The organism is Nonomuraea sp. NPDC049646, assembly GCF_044465525.1.
Lineage (GTDB): Bacteria > Actinomycetota > Actinomycetes > Streptosporangiales > Streptosporangiaceae > Nonomuraea.
Genome location: NZ_JBITLU010000001.1, coordinates 962,726 through 984,046 on the forward strand (window position 1 = coordinate 962,726; position 21,321 = coordinate 984,046).

Below are 21,321 nucleotides of genomic sequence, written 5' to 3' on the forward strand. Positions count from 1 at the left end.
TGATCAAGGTCGTTGCGTTCAGCTCAACACGCCCTCGACAGGTCGCTAGAGGCGAACTGAGGCTGAAGATCAGTTCCAGGGTGTAACGGATCCGCGCTGACCATGAGTGGTTCATGGATGACACGGCCACCTCGGATCCGCTCAAGCTGGACCCCGTCGGGGGCGCCAAGCGCGCCCTGTCCAGCACTCCAGCGGCAGATCGTGATCACGCCGGCGGTGCTGCCGGTTGTGCCGCAGCGTGGGGATTCGAAGCGCCTGGCATACTCGGGCCGTGATGGACGTCGAGGAGTTCTGGACCCTTATCGATGAGGCGTGCGCCGAGGTCGACGCGCTGGAACTGGACTTCGACGAGCGGCGCGACGCGATCGGGCGCGCGTGCGAGGAGCGGCTTGTGCGCCGTACGCCTGCCGAGATCGTCCAGTTCGCCCTGCGCCAGTGGCAGCTGCGCGACCATGCCTACCGGTACGACCTGTGGGCGGCGGCGTTCCTCATCGAGGGCTGGTGGTCCGACGACGGGTTCATGGACTTCCGCGAGGGCCTCATCTCGCTCGGCCGCCCCTGGTACGAGCGCGCGCTCGCCGATCCGGACTCTCTCGCCGGCCATCCAGCGGTACGGGACGGCGGGGACGTGCTCATCGGGAACGACGACTTCAACCAGGTGGCCCACCGGGCCTACCAGCGTCTCACCGGCGAACCGGACGGGCTCGACGAGGCGCTGGCGGCCTCCCCGGAAGCCGGCCCGCTCGGCGCCCTGACCAAACCGGCCGGGGTCCGGTGGGACGTCGCCGACGACGAGATGCGCCGCCGCCTGCCACGCCTCGCCGGGATCTTCCTGGACTGACACGCCGACGTCCGCGACCGGTCGAATACGACCACCCGCCGTGACGGCACCACCGGCGAACGCGCCTCCTCCCGCTGCTGTCCGCCCCGAAGCATTCAGGGAGATGCCCGCTCCGGCGGATCACGATCGACTTCAGTCATGACAGGCGGATTCGTGATGGCGGCGGTGCTGTTCGTCGCGTCGTTCGCCGTCGCGTCCCAGGCGGCGGCCGAGTCGGCGTGCGCCTGGCGGATGCAGGCGCTCCAGGCGCCCGCCGGCGCGACGCAGCACCAGGTTCACGCCACCGACCACAACGGCGGGTACTCCGGCGTCGCCCACTTCCCCGGCACCGGCTGCCCGCCGTCCCCCACGCGAAGCGGATAAGCCATCCGCATGGATGCTACAGTCCTGAAAGTGGATGATGTATCCGGTATGAGGGGTGGGGCAATGAAGAGGACCGCTGTGGTGACGGCCGGGACAGGCGGGATCGGGCTGGAGACGGCGTCGGCGCTGGCGGAGGCGGAGTTCGCGGTCACCGTCGTCGGCCGGGACGCCGGACGGGGCGCGCGGGCCGTCGAGCGGATCAACAGCGGCGGGGCGGCCCACCCCGCCCGGTTCCTCGCGGCCGATCTCGGCTCGCTCGACGAGGTCCGTACGCTCGCCGCGCGGATCGCCGACGCGCATCCGGAGCTGACGGTGCTGGTCAACAACGTCGGGGCGATGTTCCCCGACCGGCAGGAACGCGACGGGGTCGAGGCGTCGTTCGTCGTCAACCACCTCTCGCCGTACCTGCTGACCGAGCTGCTGCTGCCCGTCCTCGCCGCCGGGGCGCCGAGCCGGGTGGTGAACGTCACCTCGGGCGCGGTCGTCGCCGCCAAGCGGGTGTTCGACGCCGCCGAGCCGCCCGGCGGCTACTACGGCTTCCACTGGTACGGCCGGGCCAAGCTCGCCAACCTGGCCTACACCCTCGACCTGGCCGCCCGCCTGGACGGCACGGGCGTGTCGGTCTTCGCCGCCGACCCGGGCGGAGCCGCGACCGGCATGACCGACGGCACCATGACCGACCCGAAGATCGTCTCGCCCGCCCTGCGGCTGCTGTGGCCGCTGGTGCGCCGCAAGTTCGAACGCTCGACGTCCGGCCCGGCCTCCGCCGCCGCCCGGTCGTCCGTCGTCGCCGCCACCGACGAGGCCCTGAAGGGCCGGACCGGGCTGGTCATCGGCCCGCACGGCGGCCCGGTCCCGATCTTCCGCGCGGCGACCGACCCCCGGATCGCCGACGCCGTACGCGCGCTGAGCGAACGTCACGCGCCGCTGACCCGGCCGCATCTGGATGGACGATCCGGTTAACCTGGGCCCATGACGACGCCACTGCGCAAGGACGCGGCCCGCAACTGGGACAAGATCGTCACCGTGGCCCGTGCCCTGGTCGACGAAGGCGTCCCCTTGCAGCTCAACGACGTGGCGCGCCGCACCGGCGTCGGGGTCGGCACCGTCTACCGCCACTTCGCCACCCCCGAGGCGCTGCTGGAGACCGTCGCGACGCCGTGCCTGGAAGCCCTCGCCGCCCACGGCGAGCGGGCGCTGGCCGACGCCGACGCCTGGCGCGCGCTGGAGGGCTTCCTGATGCGTACCGTCGAGGCCCAGGTGGGCGACGCCTCCCTGGCCCCGGTCGCCGCGGCGCCGGCCGACGCGCTGCCGCGTACGACGGAGCTCAAGAAGGCGGTGTGGTCGGCGGGCGACACGCTGCTCCGGCGAGCGCGGGAGGCCGGAGCGGTCCGGCCCGACCTGGCCGCCGACGACCTCGTCCCGCTGATGTGCGGCATCGCCTACGCCGCGCAGGTGCACGGCGGAGCGACCGCCGACCGGGCCGCGACCGCCCGCCGCTACCTCGCCACGCTCCTGGATGGCCTGCGGGTCACGCCGTAGACCGGGACGAACAGAGAAGCGGGCTGGTCCTCACCTACGTCCTCCGCAGCGAGGCGCGTCGAGGAGATCGCGGCCCAGAGGGTCGCCGGGGGCGTTCGTCATGCGGAGGTGATGTCGATCGTTCGCAGGAAGTCCTGGATCGCGCCGGTGAAGCCCGCCGGGTCCTGGAGGTGCACGAAATGGTCACCGTGGAGTGTCACCAGCCGGGTGTGCGGCCGCCGCTCGGCCATCTCCCGCGCCTGACCGCCGGTGATCGGGCTGTCCTCGCCCACCAGCAGCAGCGCGGGGATGTCGGTCGCCAGCCAGTCGGCCCAGTGATCCCCCCAGTTGGCGCGTTCCGACTCGATCGTGTCCTGGGGATGGAACGGCAGGCGCCAGGTGCCGTCCGGCAGTCGCCGCAGACGGCTCGCGAACATCGGGCCCGCTGCGCCGAGCCCGGCGACGAGCTCGTCGTGAGTGGCGGCCTCATAAGGGCTGGGCAGCAGGAAGTCCAGGCGACTCGGACCCGAGACGACGGCGCCGATCTCCTCGACGACCATGGCACGGACCAGGGACGGGTGACGGGCGGCGAGCTGGTAGGCGTTCAGCCCGCCCAGAGAGTGGCCCAGAACCACGACCGGGCCGACGTTCAGGTGCTCCAGCAGGGCCGCCAGGTCGGCCACGTAACCCTCTCGGGAGTAGTCCGCGGCCCGGTCCGACTCGCCGTGCCCTCGCTGGTCGGGCGCGATGACCCGCCATTCAGGGCTCAGCTCGGCCGCCAGGCCGCTCCACATCATGCCCTGGTCGAGATGGCCGTGCAGTGCCAGCAGCGGCCTGCCGGGGCCACCGAAGTCGAGGTAGGACAGGCGGCGTCCGTCCAGTTCCAGTGTTGCCCGCACCGGGGTGGGGATCGTGCCGGGCATGTCGGTGCTCCGATCGTCTCGGTCTCTGGCCAGGCGGTCCCGTGCCGAATGTATGCACCGTAGACTGGCGTGCCATCTGGAGTCGAGCGTGCACTAGTACGCCTGGTGAAACCGGAAGAGCCCGGCTGGAGCAACGACCGGCTTGGAGCTGTGTGCACTAGTGCGGTCGGATGGAGGACGTCTTGTGATGAGCCGTACCGAACCCTCCTCGGATCCGCCCTTCCTGCGCATCACCGCCGAGCTGCGCCGGCGCGTGGAGAGCGGTGAGCTCCGGCCCGGGGACCCGCTGCCCTCCACGCGGCAGATCGTCCGGGAGTTCGGCGTGGCCATGGCCACCGCCACCAAGGCGCTGGCCGCCTTGCGGCAAGCCGGTCTGGCCCGGCCGGTTCCCGGAGTCGGTACGGTCGTCGACACCCCGGGCCCACGCCAGCGGAGTCCGCACGATCGCAGACGTCCGGCGGCGTCCCTGGACCGGGGCCGGATCGTCGGCGCCGGGCTGGCCGTCGCCGACGCCGAGGGGCTGGCCGCGCTGTCCATGCGCCGTCTCGCCGCCGATCTGGACGTCACCACCATGGCGCTCTACCGCCACGTGTCCAGCAGAGAGCACCTGATCCTGCTCATGGCCGACGCGGTCTTCGGCGAGTTCCCGCTGCCGGAGCCCCCGCCGCCCGGATGGCGCCGCTGCCTGGAGGTGGCGGCCAGGCAGCAGTGGGCCATGTACCAGCGTCACCCGTGGCTGGCGCGGGCCGTCTCCTTCACCCGGCCCCTGCCTTCCTCCCGCGCGATGGCCCACAGCGAATGGACGATGCGCGCCCTGGACGGGCTCGGCCTCGACCCGGCCACGAGCCTGCACATCCATGTCTGCGTGGCCGCGTACGTCCGAGGGGTGGCCACGAGCCTGGAAGCCGAAGCCGAGGCCGCGGCCCACTCGGGGATCACCGACGAGCAGTGGATGGACGCCCGGGGCACACCGGCCCTGAAGGGGCCCTCGAAGAACCCGGCGTTCCCGAACCTGGCGCTCGTCCCGCCCCGCTCGCTCGACCTGGGCACCCTGTTCGAGTTCGGGCTCCAGCGCCTGCTGGAGGGCATCGTGACGCTGATCGACGAGCCCGTTCGCCGGGCCGGCCGCGAGCCCTGACGACGCCGTCCAGGACGGGCCCCGCTCAGATCCCGGCGAGCAACAAGGTCGCCGCGACGGCCACTCCGGCCTCGGTGACCAGCACGAGGGCCTGGGCGTGCATCCGGGCGGCGGTTCGTCGGCCCAGCCACGCTCCGGCGACGACGGCCGGGGTGAGGGCCAGGCCGAGGTGCAGCACGTGCGCCGAGAGCAGGCTGCCCGCGCCATAAGCGACGATCTTGGTGAGCTGGACGACCAGGGACGCGGCGGCTTCGGTGCCGATGTACGCGCTGCCGATGAACCCCTTGACCAGGAAGAACGGGGCCGCGACCGGTCCTGACGCCCCGAACAGGGCCGAGGCGAGACCGCAACCGGCGCCGACGGCGGCGAACGTCCTGTCGCCCGGCACCGCTCGCGGCGGCCGGAATCGCCGCCAGAGGAGAGTGACGATGAGAAACCCGCCGAGAACCCGCTTGAGCGGCTCTACCGGCACGTAGGGCAGCAGAAGCCCGCCGGTCAGGGCGAAGGGGACGGCTCCCAGGGCGTACCACGCGATGACCCGCCGCTGGACGGCGTGCCGGTTGAACCAGGCGCGGCCGCCGTTACTGGCCAGTTGAGTCAGTGTGTGGATGGGCAGCGCCACCTGCAGACCGAACAGGGCGGTGAACGCGATCAGCATCAGCACGCCGCCCCCCACGCCGCCCACCGACGACAGCCAGGCCAGAGCGAAGGCCAGCACTGACGCGGCCAGCAGCGTGGGGAGAAGGCCGGCGGACGGCTCAAGAGCCGATGCGTCCTGTCGTGAGAGCTCACCGGGCAGGCACTGGACGAACAGCACGACGGTCGGGCACACCAGGAGGCCTTTCCGGCTCCCGCGCTCGCGGGAACCACGACCTCCAGGCTTTTGTCCCTTCAGTTGACCGGTGGCCACCCGAGCCGCCGGCGGTATCGCTCGGACCAGGCCCGCCGGACCCGCGTGAAACGGGCCGGGCGGCGGAACCCTAGACACTCACCTGACACCGTACTCTCCGCGGCGAGTTCTCCCGGAGCACCGGTCAGGAAGTGCGGACGACCAGCGTCGGCCGCCACGTCCGCGTCGCCCGAAGGACGGCCGCTCTGCGCAGACGTGGCAGGACGGCGGTCGGCGTGGACGAAGGTGAACGCGTCCGGCCTCGGCCAGCGTGCCCCGCTCGGCGGAATCGGCGCTCCTCCACCGTCACGACACGGCTATCCCTGCCCGGAGACGGTCGCGCGCAGGGCTTCGGTCCACCAGTCGAGCAGACGATCCCGGGCCGTGTCGTCCAGTCCGACGCTCCGGCGGAACTCGTCGCCGAACAGCGGTTCCGTCGCCACCGCCTGGTGCAGGGCGCACACGGTCAGCTGGATCGCCTCGCGGGACGGCGGCGTCCGCCCGCTCGCCGTGCAGTGCCGCAGCGCCTGGGCGTGCAGCCGATCCACCAGCTCGTCCAGCATTCCGCTGCCGGTGTCCCGCCAGCCGGAACGGTGCAGCGCGAGCGCCAGTTCGGCGTAACCGCCGGCGTACAGCGCGGACAGCGTGCGGACCAGCTCGGCGAGGTCGATCGGGGCATCGGCCCACGTGCCCAGCACCGTGTGCAGTTCGGCCTTGAGCTTGGCCCCGCCGAATCGCAGCAGCGACTCCAGCAGTCGTTCGCGCGTGCCGAAGTGGTGGTTGACCGCGGCGTCGGACACCCCGACCTCCGCGGCGACGGCGCGCACCTGCACGGCGGCGGGGCCGCCCGCGGCGAGCAGCTTGCTCGCCGCCTCCAGGATCAGCCGCTTGGCGTCCTCGGGCCGGCGTCGTACTCGGGTGGCCACGCGTCCACATTACCTTGACCAGTCAAGGCAGCAGCCCTTACCTTGGACCCTCAAGGTAAGGGGGTGGCACGTGCGGGGACAGTTCACGATTCCGGCGATGACCGAGCTGGCGGCGGCACTGGGCGTCACGGTCCACGAGCCGGCGCCGCCCCGCGAGATCCGCTTCTCCCGGGCGGGCTGCCCGCTGCACGGCTTCGACTGGGGCGGGACAGGGCCGCCGGTGCTGCTGTTGCACGGTGGCGCGTTGACCGCGCACACGTGGGACTTCGTCTGCCTCGGGCTGCGCGGCGCCGCCCGGCTGATCGCGCTGGATCTGCGCGGTCACGGCGAGAGCGGCTGGTCCGGCGACTACCGCATCGGCACCCTCGCGGCCGACGTCGTCGCCGCGGCCGATCATCTCGGCTTCGACCGGGTGCGGCTGGTCGGCATGTCCCTGGGCGGCGTCGTCGCGGCCCACGTCGCCGAGGAGCGTCCCGGCCGGGTGGAGCGGCTGGTTCTCATCGACGTCGCGCCGGGCGTGGACTTCGACAGCACCTGGCGGGTGCGGACCTTCATCAGCGGGCTCGGCCCGGTGCGGGAGCTGGAGACGGTGGTGGAGGCCGCGATGCGGGTCAATCCACGCGCCCACCGGGCCAGTGTCGCCTACCGCATGAGCACACTGTTCCGCCGCGCACCAGGGGGCGGCTGGGTGCCGAAGGGCGATCCGCGCCCTCCGGACTTCCCCGCCATCCTGGCGGCCATCGACCGGCTGCCCGCTCAGCTCGGCAGGACGCCGGTACTGCTCGTACGGGGCGGACGCAGCAGGGTGCTCCCCCAGGCCGCCGCCGAACGCCTGGTCGCGCAGGTTCCGGACGGCGAGCTCGTCGTCGTGCCGGACGCCGGGCACAACGTCCAGGAGGACAATCCGGCCGCGCTGATCACCGCGTTACGCCCTTTCCTGACACGCTGCCCGTGAGCACTCTGGAGCGGCGACCACGTCCGTGACGCCGGTCCAGGACCACGAGAGGAGACCCAGCGCATGTCCGCACGAACGCTCGAACTCACCACGATCCCTTCGGTGGAGGTCGGCATGCTCATCCGCCGCCCCGCCCGCGAGGTGTTCCAGGCCGTCGTGGATCCCGCTGTCATGAGCAAGATCTGGTACACCAGGAGCAGCGGGAAGATGACCCCCGGCGCCGAGCTGACCTGGGAATGGGAGATGTACGGGGCGTCGGCCCGGGCCTCGGTCGCCGAGGTGGAGGAGAACCGGCGGATCCGTTTCACCTGGGGCAACTACACTCCCGACGCCCCCACCACGGTCGAGTTCCGCTTCACCCCCATGCCGGACGACACCACCTACGTCCAGGTCACCGAGAGCGGGTTCACCGGCACCGGCGACGAGCTCGTCCGCTACGTGACCGACTCCACCGGCGGCTTCACCTTCCTGATCAGCGCCCTCAAGGCGCTGCTGGAGCACGACGTCGTTCTGAGCCTCGTCGCCGACGCCCACCCGGGCGGCCTGCCGGGCTGAGAGAAGTCGGCGGGCGGTGATCACTACCGCGGAGCCGCCGGTCCCTTTTGTCCTGTCCGTTCATGTGTTCCTGGAGGCCGAGTGGATCAGCTGGGGGCGGACGATCCCCGCACGCTGGGGCCGTACGAGCTCGTCGCCCGGCTCGGCGAGGGCGGCCAGGGCGTCGTCTACCTGGGCCGCGACCCCGCCGGCCGGCGGGTGGCCGTCAAGCTGCTGCACAACGGCCTGCTGACCGACCCCGGCGCGCGCGCCAGGTTCCTGCGCGAGGTGGAGATCGCCCGGCGGGTCGCCAGGTTCTCCACCGCGCCCGTGCTCCACGCCGACCTGGCCGGCCGGCGCCCCTACATCGTCAGCGAGTACGTGCCCGGCCCTTCGCTGCGCGACCTGGTCGCCACCGAGGGACCACGGCAGGGCGCCGCCCTGGAGCGGCTCGCCATCAGCACCGCCGCCGCGCTGGCCGCCATCCACCGGGCCGGGGTGCTGCACCGCGACTTCAAGCCGGCCAACATCCTCATGGGGCCCGAAGGCCCGGTCGTGATCGACTTCGGCATCGCCCGGGCCCTGGACGCGCCGGGCAGCACCTCGACGGGCCCGCTGATGGGCACGCCGTCCTACCTGGCGCCCGAGCAGATCGGCGGCAGGCAGGTGACGGCCGCTGCCGACGTCTTCGCCTGGGCCGTGACCATGGTGTTCGCCGCCTCGGGACGGCCCGCGTTCGGCGCCGACTCCACGCCGGCCGTGCTCAACCGCATCCTGAACGAGCAGCCGGCCGTCTCGGGACTGACCGGGGCCCTGCTCCGGCTCGTCACCGCCGGCCTGTCGAAGGACCCGGCCGCGCGGCCGAGCGCCGACGACCTGGTCGCCGGGCTGACCTCGCCCGAGGTCGTACCGGGACCGGCCGCCGGGTCGTCCGCGCCGCCGGAGCGTCCGGCCGGTCGGCGACGGCACGCGCTGCCGGCGATGGCCGCCGCCGCGACGGCCGCGCTGCTCGTCACGGGCGGCGTGCTGATCACCACGGCCGACCCGCCCGCGCCGCCCCCGGCCACGATCGGCTCGGCCGCTCCCCCGTCGTCCGGCACAGCCACCGCCCCGGCCCCGGCCGCGACCACCACCTCGCCGCAGCAGGTCGGAAGCACCCCGCAGCGGACGTCGTCCCCGCCGGCCACGCACCGGGCCCGACCCGAGAGCTCGGCCCCCGCGACCCGCCCCACCAGGACGGGCGACGCGGTGAGCAACGCCGTCGATGACCGCTCCCTACCTCACCGGACGCCCGCCGGGAACACAGAGAACCCGCCGGAGCACGAGCCCGAGCCCGAGCCGCCGCGGCAGACCACCCAGCCGCCCGCCCAGCCGCAGCAGCCGTCCCCGATGGAGAACCCGTTCACCTGCATCCCGTCGATGTGCTGAGGCGTGGCCGCTGAAGGCGACGGCTGCGGTGGTCAGAAGACGGCGATCGGCAGGCTGCCGCCGCCGAGGCCGGATCCAGGAGCGGCTTCGCGCTCCTGCAGCTCGGCCTGCCCGCCACGACCGCCGCCGCGGCCCGGCGTGACCTGGAAGGGGGCACCTCGGCCACGCACACCCTCACCGGCGGCGAATGGGGTCTGCCGCCCCCGGCTGGGCTCGCGGGCACTGTCGACCTGGGGGTGGAGGCCGGGTCGCTGGCCGGGCTGCGTCCGGGCACGGTGCGATCAGCCGGACCGCCGCCGGAACGCTGTCGGCGAAGATCGGTTCGACGCTCACCCCTTACCTGGGGGACGGGACGCGAGGGTGGCGAGCACGTTGATCACCTCGTGCCGCGCGGCTGCCTCGAAGGGAGGTCAGGCGCAGGCGTGCTGACGAACACAGTGGTCAACTGACCCAGGGGCCGGGATCTGAGCAGGCGATCCCGGCCTGGGAGACCGGACAGAGTCCTCCTCGCAGGCCACACCGTCAATACGCCGTCCGACACCGCCGAAAAGGGTGAGACAGCTCCCAGCCATCCGTGCCAGCATGCTCGACCATGGCGGAATACGGGACGAGCGACCAAACGCTGGCCGCCCTCGCCGGCCGGTACGGCACCACCGCCGAGCAGGTGCGGCCGCTTCCCACCGGGGTGGCCAACCGCGTCTACCTGCTCGGAGCCGACCTGGTCCTGCGCATCCCACGGGCCGAACAGTTCCTCCCGGACTTGGTCAAGGAGGCCGCGGTCATCCCCGTCGCCCGGGACGCCGGCGTGCGCGCTCCGGAAGTCGTCGCCTTCGACGACACCTGTTCAGTCGTGGACGTGCCCTACATGGTGCTGACCCGGACCCAGGGAGTGGATCTCGCGCGCCTCGACCCACCCGCAGCCGGCACCGAACATCTCTTCCGGCAAGTAGGGCGGGAACTGGGCAAACTCCACCGGCTCACTCCGGACACCGTACCGGCCCTTGCCGGCGTCCCCGTGGATGACGGCGCCGCCGACCCCTGGGCACTCACCGGCCGCCTCCTCAAGGAAGGCTGGATCGATGCCGAGACCGCCCGCTGGCTCACCGGATGGTTCGACCGGCTCGCACACCATCTCCCCACGAACGCGCCCATGGTCCTGGTCCACGGCGACATCGCGCCACAGAACCTGCTCGTCTCCTCCTCGAAGAGGGTTCAGCTCAACGGGATCGTGGATTGGGGCGATGCCGAATGGGCCGACCCAGCCGTCGACTTCGCCAAGATGCCCCTCACGGTCGTCCCGGCCATGCTCGACGGTTATCGGCAGGAAACCGGTCAGGACATTTCTCATTGGGAAGCCCGTGTGTTGTGGTTCCATCTCACCTGGGCTCTCGGCCGCTTGGAAAATCCGATTCCGCGCCCGGACGAACGCCATTGGACCGCACCTCCGGCCAGCCGGCTCCTGGGCCTGCTCCGTTTCTTCGCGTCAACTCCCCCACCCCCTTGGAACGAGCTGTCCTGACGCCTGAAGCCCTGCACATTCTTTCCGGCCGTGACACGTAACCGGGAAGGCGTCGGTGCTGAGGTCACAACAGGTACAGGCTGTGGGGGCGGTCCAGCCACCGCGCGTCGATCTCCTGCCCGGTGAGGCGGCCTGCCAGCCGGAGTGCCGATGTCACGCTCACTTCGACCGTGGTGGGATCTTCGTTGAAGATGTCCGCTGGTTCGTCCAGTTGGAAGTGCAGGTCTCGCATGAGCTGGTCGAGGGCGGTGGGGTCGGCCCCGAACCGCTCACTCGGCCAGACGAGGTTGAGCCCGACCACCGTGACGCCGTCGACGGCCCAGTCCAGACGCTGACCGCCGGCACATTGAACGTTCAGCAGGCGCGTTCCGCGCGACGCCTCCTTGATCCAGGAGAAGTCATTCGGAAACCAGTCGAACATGAAGGCCTGCACCCATCCGCCGGCAGCGCCGGCCCACATGCCTGCACGGCCGCCACCGAGGCCCGCCACATCGTCCAGGCCACACCGGTACACAGGGGCCGGATCGGCGCCGACCCGCCGGGCCAGTTCGTTGCCCCCCATCCCTTCGGCCCACACGATGTGGAAACCCGGATATTCGGCCGCACCGTCGAACCCTCGGGTGGCGAGTAATTCGTAGAGGTCGGTGGGTTTTGGCATGTGACGTCTCCGCGATCAGGGAAAGCAGGCGCGGCCTAAGGGGCGGGCCTGCTCCCGCTTCACTTACTCCTCCGCTTCACGCGGTAACGCGCGCAGAATAGCCCAGCCATTGAGCGGCACAACCACGATTGCGGCCGAGCATCCTGTGTGAATCTCATGCCTGCTGGTGACGTGCGCATCTGGCAGTGGCCGGCGCCCGCTCCTACCGTCGAACCATGACCATCAAGCGCTTCGCCACCATCATGGGCGCGGCGCTGCTGGCAGTCTCCTCGCTGGCAGCACCAGCGCAAGCAGCCACGGGCCACTACTCGTGCGACACCGGAAACGTGTTGGACGAGCCCACGGCTCCGGGCTCACTCCACGTCAACGGCGAGCCCTGCTACGGGGCCCCGTCCGGAGGCATCGACGCGATAGTGATCATCAAGTCCGGGCAGGGCACCGGCACATACCTGTGCGACCTCGTGCTCACCTATCCCAGGGGCAACCTCGGCGGCTTCTACTGTCAACGGCTCTGATGCGAAGCGACCTGCCGTCAACGACATCGACCGACCTCCATCCCAGGGCGAGCAGCGGCGGACCGCTTGGATCGGCCTCGGCGGGATCTACCGTGACGGGCGCGCCGACGACGACCGCGACCCGCTGGGCCGGCCCGATCGCGATCCCGGCAAGCGGCCAAGCGCCATCCATCGTGTTCGACCTCTGATCGTTCCGCATCGGAGGAGGAGTTGTGAGCTCCAAGCCGACCCCGCAGCGACGAGGACGACGATGCTGATCAAAGCCAGCGACACCATCTCGGGCGCTCGTTCGGAGAACGCCTTCGCGTCCTGAAGGATCTCTGCGGCGCCGTGGAGGGCGAATGCCGTCGCGCCACAGCCGAAGACGAGCCCTGCGACGCCGACGACAACGGTGACGACGTAGCCGACGTTCGCCGGCAGGAACCGCGCGAGACTGGCGCACGCCAGGCCGGCGAGAACGACATCGGCAACGGCGATCGACAGCACGGCGTCGGCACTGCGCCTCTCGAAGTACTCCCACGTGTCGCCGTTGTCCGGGAGTCCGGCGACGCCGAGGACGGTGATGAGCACCATCGCCGTCATGACCACCCCCAGCGCGGCAAGTCCCACGGGCCGCCACTTCACCGGCCGAGCCGGGAGGATCCTGGTGTCGCGCCCCACGTGGGCCGTGGTTGCAGGCTGCTCACCTGCAATGTCTCTGACGATGTCCAGGGCTTCGGCGGCGGTCGGCCTGAGAGCTGGGTCCTTGTTCAGGAGCCGGGTGATGAGCTGAGTGAGCGGCCCGGTTCGTCGCGGCGCCGGTGGCTCCTCCAGGAGTACTGCGGCCAGCGTCGCTTCCTGGGTGGCGCGACGGAACGGCGAGACGCCCTCGACGGCCTGGTAGAGGGTCACGCCGAGGGAGAACAGATCCCCGGCGGGCAGGTCGTCGCTGCCGCGCAACCGCTCGGGTGCCACGTACTCGGCCGAGCCGATGAACATCCCGGTGGCGGTCAGTGCTGTGTCGGTGTGGTGGATCGCTGTCCCGAAGTCGGTGAGCAGGACCTTTCCGTCCTCGTCGAGCATGACGTTGGCCGGTTTGATGTCGCGGTGCACGACACCTTCCCGGTGTGCCGCGCCGATCGCCGTCAGCAGTGCCGCGGCGACTTCCATGGCCCTGTCCACCGGGAGAGGTCCGTGCTGCTGGACGTGCTCGCTCAGCGAGCAGCCCTCGACCAGTTCCATGACGATCCAGGGAAGGCCGTCGTCGATGACGACGTCGTGGATCGCGACGATGCCGTGGTGCTTGCGTAACCGGGCGGCGTTGCGGGCCTCGCGCGTGGCGCGCGCCAGCCGCTCGGCTCGTTCGGCTTCCGGCATCCACGGCGGCAGTCGCAGTTCCTTGATCGCGACGTCCACGTCGAGGGTCTCGTCGCGAGCCCGCCAGACCCGTCCGAAACCACCGGACCCCAGTTCGGCGGCAAGCCGGTAGCGCCCACCGACCACGTCACCGGCCAGCCTCGAAGTCATGCCCCGTCTCCCGCCATCGCCCTCGGCACGAACAGTCGATCAGGCATGCCCGGTCGGATCGTACGTGCCGGGTGGAGCAAGCGGGCATGCACCGATGACGGCAACTTGTACACCCCCGGCAGCACGGCGCACATCACGCCTTGTCACCTTTTGAACGTGCCTGACGAGCCAAGCAAGATCTTCGCACGTCGCCCCGCGGGAAGAGGACAATAAGCCAAGATGACGATCGCCGACGACGCGGCGAGTTCGAGAGCACCTGCCCGGGAGCGGCCTGCGCCGGCACGACCCGCATTCGCGCCATTCTCTCCCAATCAAATTCATCCCCTTCCGGTAGATCCATGGTCAAGATTTCGATATACCGTCGCGCGTGTGGACTTACGCCGATTGCAGTATTTTGTGGTCGTCGCGGAAGAGGGCAGCGTGGGACGCGCCGCCCGTCGCCTGTTCATCTCCCAGCCGCCGCTGAGTCAGCGCATTCGCGAACTGGAGGCGGAGCTGGGATGCGCGCTGTTCGTCCGCACCGCGCGCGGGATGATCCTCACCATGGCCGGCGAGGTGCTGCTCAGGGAGGCCCGGGGACTGCTCGCCGCCGCCGCGGGCGCGGTCGAGCGAGTACGGCAGGCGAACGGCGAGCCGGTACTGCGGATCGGCGTGCTGGGCCCGGCCGAGTCGTCCTTGTCGGCCGAGGCTGCCCGGAGCTTCAACCAGCGGTATCCGGCCTCGCGGGTCCAGCTTCGCCAGGGCAACGTCGCCGATCCCACGATCGGGCTGGGGCGCGGCGAGGTCGACGTGGCGATCACGTTCACGCCGTTCGACGAGACCGGGCTGGCGGTTCACGCGGTCCGGGCGGAGCCGATATACGTGGCGCTTCCCATGGACGACCCGCTGGCCGACCGGCTCTCACTCGCCCGCGCCGACCTGTACGGCCATCGGACCGTCCGGCTGCCCAGCGAGGCGGACCCCACCTGGGTGAAGTTCTGGCAGATTCCGGGCGACGGTCCGGTGGTGCGATCACTCGGCGAGGGGCTGCACGCGGTCCTGTGGCAGCAGGCCGCGATCTTCGTTCCCGAGCGGACGACGCGGACGAATCCCGTCCCGGGCGTGCGCTACGTCCCGCTGGCCGATCATCCCTCGACCCACCTCGTCCTGGCCAGGCGAAGCACCGATCACTCGCCGCTGGTGACCGGTTACATCGCCGCGAGCCTCGCCTGGGCCCAGGACTGCTCCTGAGTGTCAGCGGTCAGTCATCGATCAGTCTGACCCAGCCCGAGACATTCCAGGCCGCGGTCGAGGGGCTGTAGATGGCGAAGTCGATCGCGCCGCCGATGGTCGTGTAGCCGCTCTTGCCCTTCCAGCTCACCCCGACGCCGGTGTCGTTGCTGTTGGCCCAGGCCCAGGGGTCGACCTGGCCCCGGCAGTTGTAGATGCTGCCTCCGACCGAGAAGCCGAAGATGCTGACGGAGATGGGCTGCTGCCGGCAGGGCTCGAAGAACTGCGTCCACTTGGGGTCCTGGTCCATGATTGCGTTGCCGGGCGGGACGTAGGTCCACTGCCAGGTCTGTTTGATCTCTGTGCCCTTCGCCAGGTCGTAGGCGCTGTGCCAGATCTGGCCGAGGACTCCCCAGTTCCCGGCTCCGTCGTTGTTGACCAGCCAGTAGCCGAACCAGCCGTAGATATGGGCGTTGCCGAACCAGTAGTCGGCGACCAGCGCCCAGTCCGGGTTCCGGTCCACCGGGGTGCTCAGGGCGGCGGCGGCCCCGCTGGTCGCCGGTTCGGGGCCGGACCCGGCGTACTTCAGCAGTTCGGACTTGCTGAGGTTCGGTCCGGTGACGGACAGTCCGACCGCTCGGCCGCCGGCGACCTGGGCGGAAGGGCCCACACCGGGGACCTGAGACGCCGCGTGGACGACCCGGACGGTGCTGCCGGGCAGCACCCCTTGAAGCCTGAGCTTCGCGCCGGTGTTGGAGGTCCAGGTGATGGTCCGGACTCCGACGGCATCCGCCGCGCTGACGGACTCGGTGAAGGTTTCGCCCGCCTGATCGGAGACGATGGTGACCGGCTTGTCCCGGCCGGGCGGCGGTGACTGAGCCGCCGCCGGACTCGTCGTCAGGGCCAGCGTCACGGTGACGACGGCCAGGATGCGCAACGACCTCATGGTTCTCCTTCCGGTGCCGGAGCGGGGTGACGAGGGGAGGTGCGGCTCCAGCCCCTCCAGAAAACGATTTCAGTAACCGCTCGTCCAAGACTTTCTTGGGATCACCGGGACACTTCTCGATATGGCTCACTTCCGTGTGAACCGCGACCAGGTCGCGGTCGTGAGCACCGACGTTCGACGACCGTCGGAGGTCGGCCATGCGCCGGTGGCCGGCTGAGAGCTGACCGCGCATCCGGCCGAGCGCTCGCCCGGCGAGCCGGAAGTGCGGAATCGGCCGCGCACCCGATCGGCTTGCGAGGCAGGATGTGAAGGATGACGATCACGCCTCCCGGCCAGCCTCCGCGGCCGCCTGCGCCGCCCGTTTTCTGGAAGGTCTCCCTGACCGGCGCGGCGATCTGCCTCGTGCTGGCGGTCTATGCGGCGCTCATGGACGACGTGCAGGCCATGACCGCGCTGGCCACGGCCGCCGCCGGGTTCGCCGTCCTCTTCATCCGTGCCTACGTCCGGGCGCGGCGCTGAGAGGCGAGGGCCTGACCGGCGTCACCCATGAGCCCATGCTCGCCATGGCCCTCCATCGGCGTGATCAGGAGATGAGCCTGCGCGACATCGCCGGACGCGCGCGGATCGGTCAGCCGAACCGCAGGACGAACCGCCCGCGAACGCCGCGCCGTTCGAGCGAGCGATGCGCGTCGGCGGCTCGGGAAGCCGGCAGTTCGCCGGCCACGCGCACGGTGAGCCGTCCTTCACCGGCGAGTGCGGCGAGCCGGTCGAGCTCGGCCGCGGCCTCGACGTAGTCGCGGACGAAGATCGGGACGACGCGGACCCGGCCGGTCCCGTCGCCCTGGTAACCGCGGACGGTGACGACCGTGCCGCCGTCCTTGACGGCAGAGAGCGCGGCGGCCTCCAGCACGGCGGCGTCGAGGAGCCCGTCCACGCCGCCCGGGTGGCGGCGGCGGACCGTCGCGGCGAAGTCGTCCCCCCGCGGCACGACTTCGTCGGCTCCGCACTCGCGGACGAAGGTCTCGTCCTGCTGGGCGGCGTCGGCGACGACGACCAGCCCGTCCTGCTTGGCGAGCTGGACGAAGTACCCGCCGACGGTGCCGGCTGCGCCGGTGACGGCGACCGTCGCGCCGGACGGGAGCGCCAGCGTGTCGAGCGCGAGCCGGGCGGTGAGCCCGTTCATCGGGATGGTGGCGGCCTGGACGTCCGAGAGCCCGGCCGGGATCCTCGCGACCGAGCGTGCCGATATGACCAGGTCTGCCCGGTAGCCGCCGTGCGGGCCCGAGGGCACCACGATGGCCATGACGGCGTCCCCGATCGCGAACGGGCGGTCGACGGCGGGACCGATCTCGGTGATCACGCCGGCGACCTCCATGCCCGGCACCCGTACCGCGTCGGCCTCACCCTGCCGCGGACGAGAACGGATCATCGCGTCGGCCGGGTTCACCGTGGCGCTGCTCACCCGGATCCTGACCTGACCGGGACCGATCGGCTCGGCGTCCAGGTCGAGCTCGCCGAGGGCGTCCGGTCCGCCCGGCCGCGTAACGCCGATTGCTTGAACCATGGTCGTTCGCACTCCTTGTCGGTTGCCGCCTGGGCGGCGATGGGCAGGGCCGATCGCGGCCGGTGAGCGGCCTGGTCCGGCTACGGCGATGTGGGGGCGTGCAGGCCCTCCAGCAGGAGGCTGCACACCTCGTCGAGTTCGGCGCCGATGCCGGGGTTCTGCCATTCGGCCGCGTGGGCGAGGTGGTGGTACTTGGCAGTGGCGTTGAAGACCACGCGGGCGGTGGCCTCCGCGTCGTCCGTGCGGAGGCTGCCGTCGGCGGCGCCGTCGGCGATGATGGCCGTCAGCTGGCCCAGGAGGTCGGCGACGTGGTCGGTGGCGACGCTGCTGTGCGCGGCCGCGAGGATTCCGTAGGCGGCGAACAGCTCCGGGTCCTCGCGGATCTTCGCCTGCTTCGCGGCCAGGACGGCGTGCAGCCAGGTACGCAGCCGTCGCGCCGGCGGGACCGCGCGGTCGGCGGCGATGACGGCGAGGGCGTCGCGGTTGCGGTCGAGCCAGCGCCGGGTCACGGCCTCGCGCAGCGCCTGCTTGGAGGGGAAGTGCTTGTAGACGGCGGCGTGGCTGACCCCGAGCGCCCTGGCGACGTCGACGACCGTTGCCTTGCCCGGTCCGTGGCGGCGCAGGATCTCCTCGGTGGCCGCCAGGATGGCGTTCGCGTCCAGCGGGGTTCGGGCGGGCATCAGCGCCTGCCGCCCGTTCGCTCGCTGTCCAGGAGCGCGAGCAGGGCGGGGACGTAGCGTTCTCCCGCGACCGCCCCTCGCGGGACGGCTTGCTCGATCGCGTCCAGGTCGGCCTCGGTCAGCCGCAGGCCGGCGGCGTCCACCGCCTCGGTGACGCGGTGCGGCCGGCTGGCCCCGACCAGCGCGACGATGTCCCGGTGCACGCGCCCCTGCGCCAGCACCCACGCGATCGCGAGCTGCGCGACCGTGGCGCCGCGGGCGGCGGCGATCTCCCGAAGCCGCTCGACCAACGCGAGGTTGGTCTCGATGTTGCCGGTGGCGAAGCGGGGCAGGTGTGCGCGATGCCGTGCGTCGCCGGCCGACGGCCGCCACGTGCCGGTCAGCATGCCTTGGGCGAGCACCCCGTAGGCGGTGACGCCGATGCCCAGCTCGCGGCAGGTGGGCAGGATCTCGTCTTCGACGCCGCGGCTGAACAGCGAGTACTCGATCTGGACGTCGGTGATCGGGTGCACGGCGTGGGCGCGGCGGATCGTCTCGGCGCCGACCTCCGACAGCCCGATGCCGCGCACGTAGCCCTTCCGCACCATCTCGGCGACGGCGCCGACGGTCTCCTCGATCGGGACCGCGGGGTCCAGCCTGGCCGGGCGATAGATGTCCACGTAATCGGTGCCCAGCCGCTGCAGCGAGTAGCCCAGGAAGTTCGGGATCGCGTCCGGCCGGCCGTTGACGCCGCGGACGCTGCCGTCCACACCGAACAACGCGCCGAACTTCACGCTCAGCACGGCGCGGTCGCGATCGGCGGGGCGCAGCGCCTGCCCGATGAGCGTCTCGTTGTGCCCCATCCCGTAGTGGTCGGCCGTGTCGATGAACGTGATCCCGGCGTCGAGCGCGTCGCGAAGCGTCGCGATGCCCTGCTCGTCGGCGCTGCGTCCGTACGCACCGGACATGCCTGCACAACCGAGCCCGACAGCCCCCACACAGACGTCGGCGCCGAGTGTCCTCTGCTCCATACGAGAAACGCTAAGCGGGTTGGTAACAGATGTCAAAACTTGTAACTTGCTACCTCTTCTCGCCAGGCGGGATCTGGTGTCGGCGGGGTTCTCCGAGGTGAGTGCTCACCTGCCGTTGCGGCGGGAGCAATCCTGATCGCGACGGCCTGCTGCCGGTGGGGTCGCAGAAGGTCACGCCGCTCAGGTCCACCACCGGCACGCTGGACAGAACCGCCGGTCAGGGATCCTTGACCTGGTGGAGCAGCAGGCCGACGAGCTGGTGGTCGAGTTCGCCGGCCACGCGCGCCACCATGTCGTCCTGGTGCACGGCGATGGAGATGGCCAGGCTTTCGAGAGAGCTGTAGCCCTCGGTCGCGGGACCTCTTTGGGCGGTCAGCTTCAACGGCCGGCGCCGCGCCGGTCGGACTGTCCCGGAATTGCCGGGGCTACCTGCCATTTCAGGGCGCGGCTTGTCCTGATGCCCCCGGGCGTGACCGGGGGCTCGGAGCGGTCAGTGACGCCGGCGGAGCTCTTCGTTGATGCGCAGCGCCTCGGCGAGCTGGTCTTCCAGGATGATGATGCGGCAGGCCGCTTCCAGCTGGGTGCCGGCGTCGACGAGTTCGCGGGCGCGGGCGGCCAGGCGCAGCTGGTAGCGGGAGAAGCGGCGGTGGCCGCCCTCGCTGCGTAGCGGCTCGATCAGCTTGGCGGCGCCGAGGCTGCGCAGGAACGCCGGGGTGACGCCGAGGATTTCGGCGGCCCGCCCCATGCTGTAGGCGGGATAGTCCTCATCATCGAGCCGCCGCCCGAGACTGCCGGCCTCTTCGACCGCCTGGGCCGGGTGAGTGGCCGGGTGAGCTCCGGTGGGGCGGGGCTGCTCCCGCCTGGAAGCGCTGACCGTTGCCTGAGATGTTTGATCCATTCAACCTTCCCGAATGCGAACAGGGGCCCCGGCGCCATGATGCGCCGGGGCCCAGAGGTTTAACACCATCGACCGGCCCTGCCTGCGTGCTGCAGGGGCGGTTCACTTATGCCGCGCCAGCCGCCAGATGCGGGGACGCGGGGATCGCGTAAGCGTGACCGTAGACCACCGTCCTGTTCGTGGAGCTGCGGTACCCGTGCGGCGACATGCGGCCGGCGACGGGCGATCCTGATGGCGTTCAACACTCCCTTCCGGTTATCCGTACCTCGGCACCCTGACCGCTGGTGCCGACTTCCTGCAAAACGGCAGCGCGTCCACCGCCCCGGCCCTCTTGCTCAACCACCTGGCCGCGGCAGTCCGACCTTCTGCCCTCTTCCTCGTTCCGTACTGCTGTACTGCTGTCCACGTCCGTCCGGGCAGCCCCGTCATGGTGCTCGTACTGCGCTGCCCTCGTGGATCCATCCCTTGCGATGTCAGGAACTCTAGTCCCCCACAGCGCGAATGTCTACTGTGGCGACTACAGATTTTCTTGCACCCTTGAGTAAGAGCTCCGCCTCTGTGCGAGCTGTCCTCACCGAATGGGACGCTTCCGAGCCGAAGGCCGACCCACCGGCCCAGCTTCAATCACTGACCGGTGACAGCCATTGGGAGTCAGGGCCCAAGCACTGCAGATGGGCGGCGCTCAGCTCATACTGTCGGCCAGCAGCCAGTTGGTCCGGCGGCATCTGCGCCCCGGCGGCGATCAGGGGCGCCAGGCCACTGCCGAGGTTCCCGCACTCAGCCCGTCGAAGCGCTAGCGGGCGTCTTCCGGACCGGCGGCGTTGAGGGTCGCGGCCCACTCTGCGGACCACCCGGCGAGCGGGCGCAGCGCACGATAGGCACCGTGGCCCAGCTCAGTGAGGGCATAGGCGGTGTCCGGGTGCTGCTCGACGAGGGCGGCGTCGAGCAGCTCGGTCAGCCGTTGCCGCAGCACGCTGGAGGACATGTTGTCGCAGCGCTCCTGCAACGCACGGAACCCGACCGGCCCGTCTCGCAGTTCCCAGACGATCCGCAGGTTCCACCTGCGGCCGAACAGGTCGAGGGCGGCCATCAGCGGCCGGCCGGTGCTCGACCCTCGGACCGCCCGTCCCGGCCTGGGTGCCGCCATCCGTCGTACCGTCCCGTCTTGCTGCTTCGATATCCGACACACTAACGTGTGTCGCGTTGATTCGATTTCCGAAGCACTGAGGGCTCCCCGGGACGCGAACCGGCAGCCTCGGGTGGCGACCCGAGCCGGGCCGGATCGGCACGTCCTCACA

The 21,321-nt window shown here is 70.9% G+C and carries 25 protein-coding genes; 12 read left to right on the forward strand and 13 right to left on the reverse strand.

Annotated elements, in window-relative coordinates:
* Positions 1-274: 274 nt before the first annotated feature.
* The 4 genes from ACIBQ8_RS04315 (at position 275) to ACIBQ8_RS04330 (ending at position 2,746) form a co-directional block, all read left to right on the forward strand.
* Positions 275-841, forward strand: a complete 567-nt coding sequence (locus ACIBQ8_RS04315) for a DUF4240 domain-containing protein (RefSeq protein WP_397191114.1) — start codon at positions 275-277, stop codon at positions 839-841.
* 138 nt (positions 842-979) lie between these two features.
* Complete coding sequence (locus ACIBQ8_RS04320) at positions 980-1,204, forward strand: hypothetical protein (protein WP_397168986.1); 225 nt, start codon at positions 980-982, stop codon at positions 1,202-1,204.
* A 63-nt stretch (positions 1,205-1,267) separates the two neighbouring features.
* Complete coding sequence (locus tag ACIBQ8_RS04325) at positions 1,268-2,167, forward strand: SDR family NAD(P)-dependent oxidoreductase (RefSeq protein ID WP_397191046.1); 900 nt, start codon at positions 1,268-1,270, stop codon at positions 2,165-2,167.
* A 9-nt stretch (positions 2,168-2,176) separates the two neighbouring features.
* Positions 2,177-2,746, forward strand: a complete 570-nt coding sequence (locus ACIBQ8_RS04330) for a TetR/AcrR family transcriptional regulator (RefSeq protein WP_397191047.1) — start codon at positions 2,177-2,179, stop codon at positions 2,744-2,746.
* A 98-nt stretch (positions 2,747-2,844) separates the two neighbouring features.
* Here the strand turns inward: ACIBQ8_RS04330 and ACIBQ8_RS04335 are convergent, their stop codons facing one another.
* A complete protein-coding gene (locus ACIBQ8_RS04335; protein WP_397191048.1) occupies positions 2,845-3,648 on the reverse strand; it encodes an alpha/beta fold hydrolase in 804 nt (267 codons plus the stop codon).
* A gap of 187 nt (positions 3,649-3,835) precedes the next feature.
* On the opposite strand from ACIBQ8_RS04335, the gene ACIBQ8_RS04340 reads away from it, so the two are divergent.
* Entirely contained in the window at positions 3,836-4,786 is a 951-nt protein-coding gene (locus ACIBQ8_RS04340; RefSeq protein WP_397191049.1) for a TetR/AcrR family transcriptional regulator C-terminal domain-containing protein, read from the forward strand.
* A 25-nt stretch (positions 4,787-4,811) separates the two neighbouring features.
* Here ACIBQ8_RS04340 and ACIBQ8_RS04345 read toward each other — a convergent pair whose 3' ends face one another.
* Together ACIBQ8_RS04345 and ACIBQ8_RS04350 are read right to left on the reverse strand one after the other, a co-directional pair.
* Positions 4,812-5,618 (reverse strand): sulfite exporter TauE/SafE family protein, encoded by an 807-nt coding sequence (locus ACIBQ8_RS04345; protein WP_397191050.1) that lies wholly within the window; start codon positions 5,616-5,618, stop codon positions 4,812-4,814.
* A gap of 374 nt (positions 5,619-5,992) precedes the next feature.
* The gene (locus tag ACIBQ8_RS04350) at positions 5,993-6,601 is read right to left on the reverse strand and encodes a TetR/AcrR family transcriptional regulator (protein WP_397168998.1); all 609 of its coding nucleotides are present in this window, start codon (positions 6,599-6,601) and stop codon (positions 5,993-5,995) included.
* Positions 6,602-6,698: 97 nt separating this feature from the next.
* Here ACIBQ8_RS04350 and ACIBQ8_RS04355 point away from each other — a divergent pair, with 97 nt between their 5' ends.
* The 3 genes from ACIBQ8_RS04355 to ACIBQ8_RS04365 all read left to right on the forward strand — a co-directional run bounded on the left by ACIBQ8_RS04355 (position 6,699) and on the right by ACIBQ8_RS04365 (position 9,518).
* Complete coding sequence (locus ACIBQ8_RS04355) at positions 6,699-7,556, forward strand: alpha/beta fold hydrolase (RefSeq protein WP_397169000.1); 858 nt, start codon at positions 6,699-6,701, stop codon at positions 7,554-7,556.
* A 63-nt stretch (positions 7,557-7,619) separates the two neighbouring features.
* Entirely contained in the window at positions 7,620-8,111 is a 492-nt protein-coding gene (locus ACIBQ8_RS04360; RefSeq protein WP_397169002.1) for an SRPBCC family protein, read from the forward strand.
* Positions 8,112-8,192: 81 nt separating this feature from the next.
* A complete protein-coding gene (locus tag ACIBQ8_RS04365; RefSeq protein WP_397191051.1) occupies positions 8,193-9,518 on the forward strand; it encodes a serine/threonine-protein kinase in 1,326 nt (441 codons plus the stop codon).
* A 32-nt stretch (positions 9,519-9,550) separates the two neighbouring features.
* On the opposite strand, the gene ACIBQ8_RS04370 is transcribed toward ACIBQ8_RS04365, so the two are convergent.
* Entirely contained in the window at positions 9,551-9,688 is a 138-nt protein-coding gene (locus ACIBQ8_RS04370) for a hypothetical protein (protein ID WP_397191052.1), read from the reverse strand.
* A 422-nt stretch (positions 9,689-10,110) separates the two neighbouring features.
* Here ACIBQ8_RS04370 and ACIBQ8_RS04375 point away from each other — a divergent pair, with 422 nt between their 5' ends.
* Complete coding sequence (locus ACIBQ8_RS04375; RefSeq protein WP_397191053.1) at positions 10,111-11,037, forward strand: phosphotransferase family protein; 927 nt, start codon at positions 10,111-10,113, stop codon at positions 11,035-11,037.
* A 64-nt stretch (positions 11,038-11,101) separates the two neighbouring features.
* Here the strand turns inward: ACIBQ8_RS04375 and ACIBQ8_RS04380 are convergent, their stop codons facing one another.
* Positions 11,102-11,695: a DUF6461 domain-containing protein gene (locus ACIBQ8_RS04380; RefSeq protein WP_397191054.1), complete on the reverse strand. Its 594-nt coding sequence runs from the start codon at positions 11,693-11,695 to the stop codon at positions 11,102-11,104.
* Between the two features lie 215 nt (positions 11,696-11,910).
* On the opposite strand from ACIBQ8_RS04380, the gene ACIBQ8_RS04385 reads away from it, so the two are divergent.
* Positions 11,911-12,210 carry a hypothetical protein gene (locus ACIBQ8_RS04385; protein ID WP_397191055.1) on the forward strand — a complete coding sequence of 100 codons (300 nt, stop codon included), beginning with the start codon at positions 11,911-11,913 and terminating at the stop codon, positions 12,208-12,210.
* A gap of 87 nt (positions 12,211-12,297) precedes the next feature.
* On the opposite strand, the gene ACIBQ8_RS04390 is transcribed toward ACIBQ8_RS04385, so the two are convergent.
* Complete coding sequence (locus tag ACIBQ8_RS04390) at positions 12,298-13,716, reverse strand: serine/threonine-protein kinase (RefSeq protein ID WP_397191056.1); 1,419 nt, start codon at positions 13,714-13,716, stop codon at positions 12,298-12,300.
* A gap of 369 nt (positions 13,717-14,085) precedes the next feature.
* Between ACIBQ8_RS04390 and ACIBQ8_RS04395 the strand changes: the two genes are divergently transcribed.
* A complete protein-coding gene (locus tag ACIBQ8_RS04395) occupies positions 14,086-14,946 on the forward strand; it encodes a LysR family transcriptional regulator (protein WP_397191057.1) in 861 nt (286 codons plus the stop codon).
* 10 nt (positions 14,947-14,956) lie between these two features.
* Here ACIBQ8_RS04395 and ACIBQ8_RS04400 read toward each other — a convergent pair whose 3' ends face one another.
* The gene (locus tag ACIBQ8_RS04400) at positions 14,957-15,871 is read right to left on the reverse strand and encodes a hypothetical protein (protein ID WP_397191058.1); all 915 of its coding nucleotides are present in this window, start codon (positions 15,869-15,871) and stop codon (positions 14,957-14,959) included.
* 312 nt (positions 15,872-16,183) lie between these two features.
* Here ACIBQ8_RS04400 and ACIBQ8_RS04405 point away from each other — a divergent pair, with 312 nt between their 5' ends.
* Positions 16,184-16,390, forward strand: coding sequence for a hypothetical protein (locus ACIBQ8_RS04405; RefSeq protein ID WP_397191059.1), 207 nt, complete (start codon positions 16,184-16,186; stop codon positions 16,388-16,390).
* 109 nt (positions 16,391-16,499) lie between these two features.
* On the opposite strand, the gene ACIBQ8_RS04410 is transcribed toward ACIBQ8_RS04405, so the two are convergent.
* The 6 genes from ACIBQ8_RS04410 to ACIBQ8_RS04435 form a co-directional block, all read right to left on the reverse strand.
* Positions 16,500-17,435 carry an NADP-dependent oxidoreductase gene (locus tag ACIBQ8_RS04410; protein WP_397169019.1) on the reverse strand — a complete coding sequence of 312 codons (936 nt, stop codon included), beginning with the start codon at positions 17,433-17,435 and terminating at the stop codon, positions 16,500-16,502.
* An 80-nt stretch (positions 17,436-17,515) separates the two neighbouring features.
* The gene (locus tag ACIBQ8_RS04415; protein WP_397191060.1) at positions 17,516-18,115 is read right to left on the reverse strand and encodes a TetR family transcriptional regulator; all 600 of its coding nucleotides are present in this window, start codon (positions 18,113-18,115) and stop codon (positions 17,516-17,518) included.
* A complete protein-coding gene (locus tag ACIBQ8_RS04420) occupies positions 18,115-19,125 on the reverse strand; it encodes an aldo/keto reductase (RefSeq protein WP_397191061.1) in 1,011 nt (336 codons plus the stop codon). The genes ACIBQ8_RS04415 and ACIBQ8_RS04420 overlap by 1 nt, the downstream gene beginning before the upstream one ends.
* Before the next feature lie 217 nt (positions 19,126-19,342).
* On the reverse strand, positions 19,343-19,507 hold the full coding sequence (locus ACIBQ8_RS04425; protein ID WP_397191062.1) for a hypothetical protein: 165 nt from the start codon (positions 19,505-19,507) through the stop codon (positions 19,343-19,345).
* A gap of 108 nt (positions 19,508-19,615) precedes the next feature.
* Positions 19,616-19,870, reverse strand: coding sequence for a MerR family transcriptional regulator (locus tag ACIBQ8_RS04430; protein WP_366328834.1), 255 nt, complete (start codon positions 19,868-19,870; stop codon positions 19,616-19,618).
* A gap of 946 nt (positions 19,871-20,816) precedes the next feature.
* Positions 20,817-21,170 (reverse strand): winged helix-turn-helix transcriptional regulator, encoded by a 354-nt coding sequence (locus ACIBQ8_RS04435; RefSeq protein WP_397169024.1) that lies wholly within the window; start codon positions 21,168-21,170, stop codon positions 20,817-20,819.
* Between the last annotated feature and the right edge of the window lie 151 nt (positions 21,171-21,321).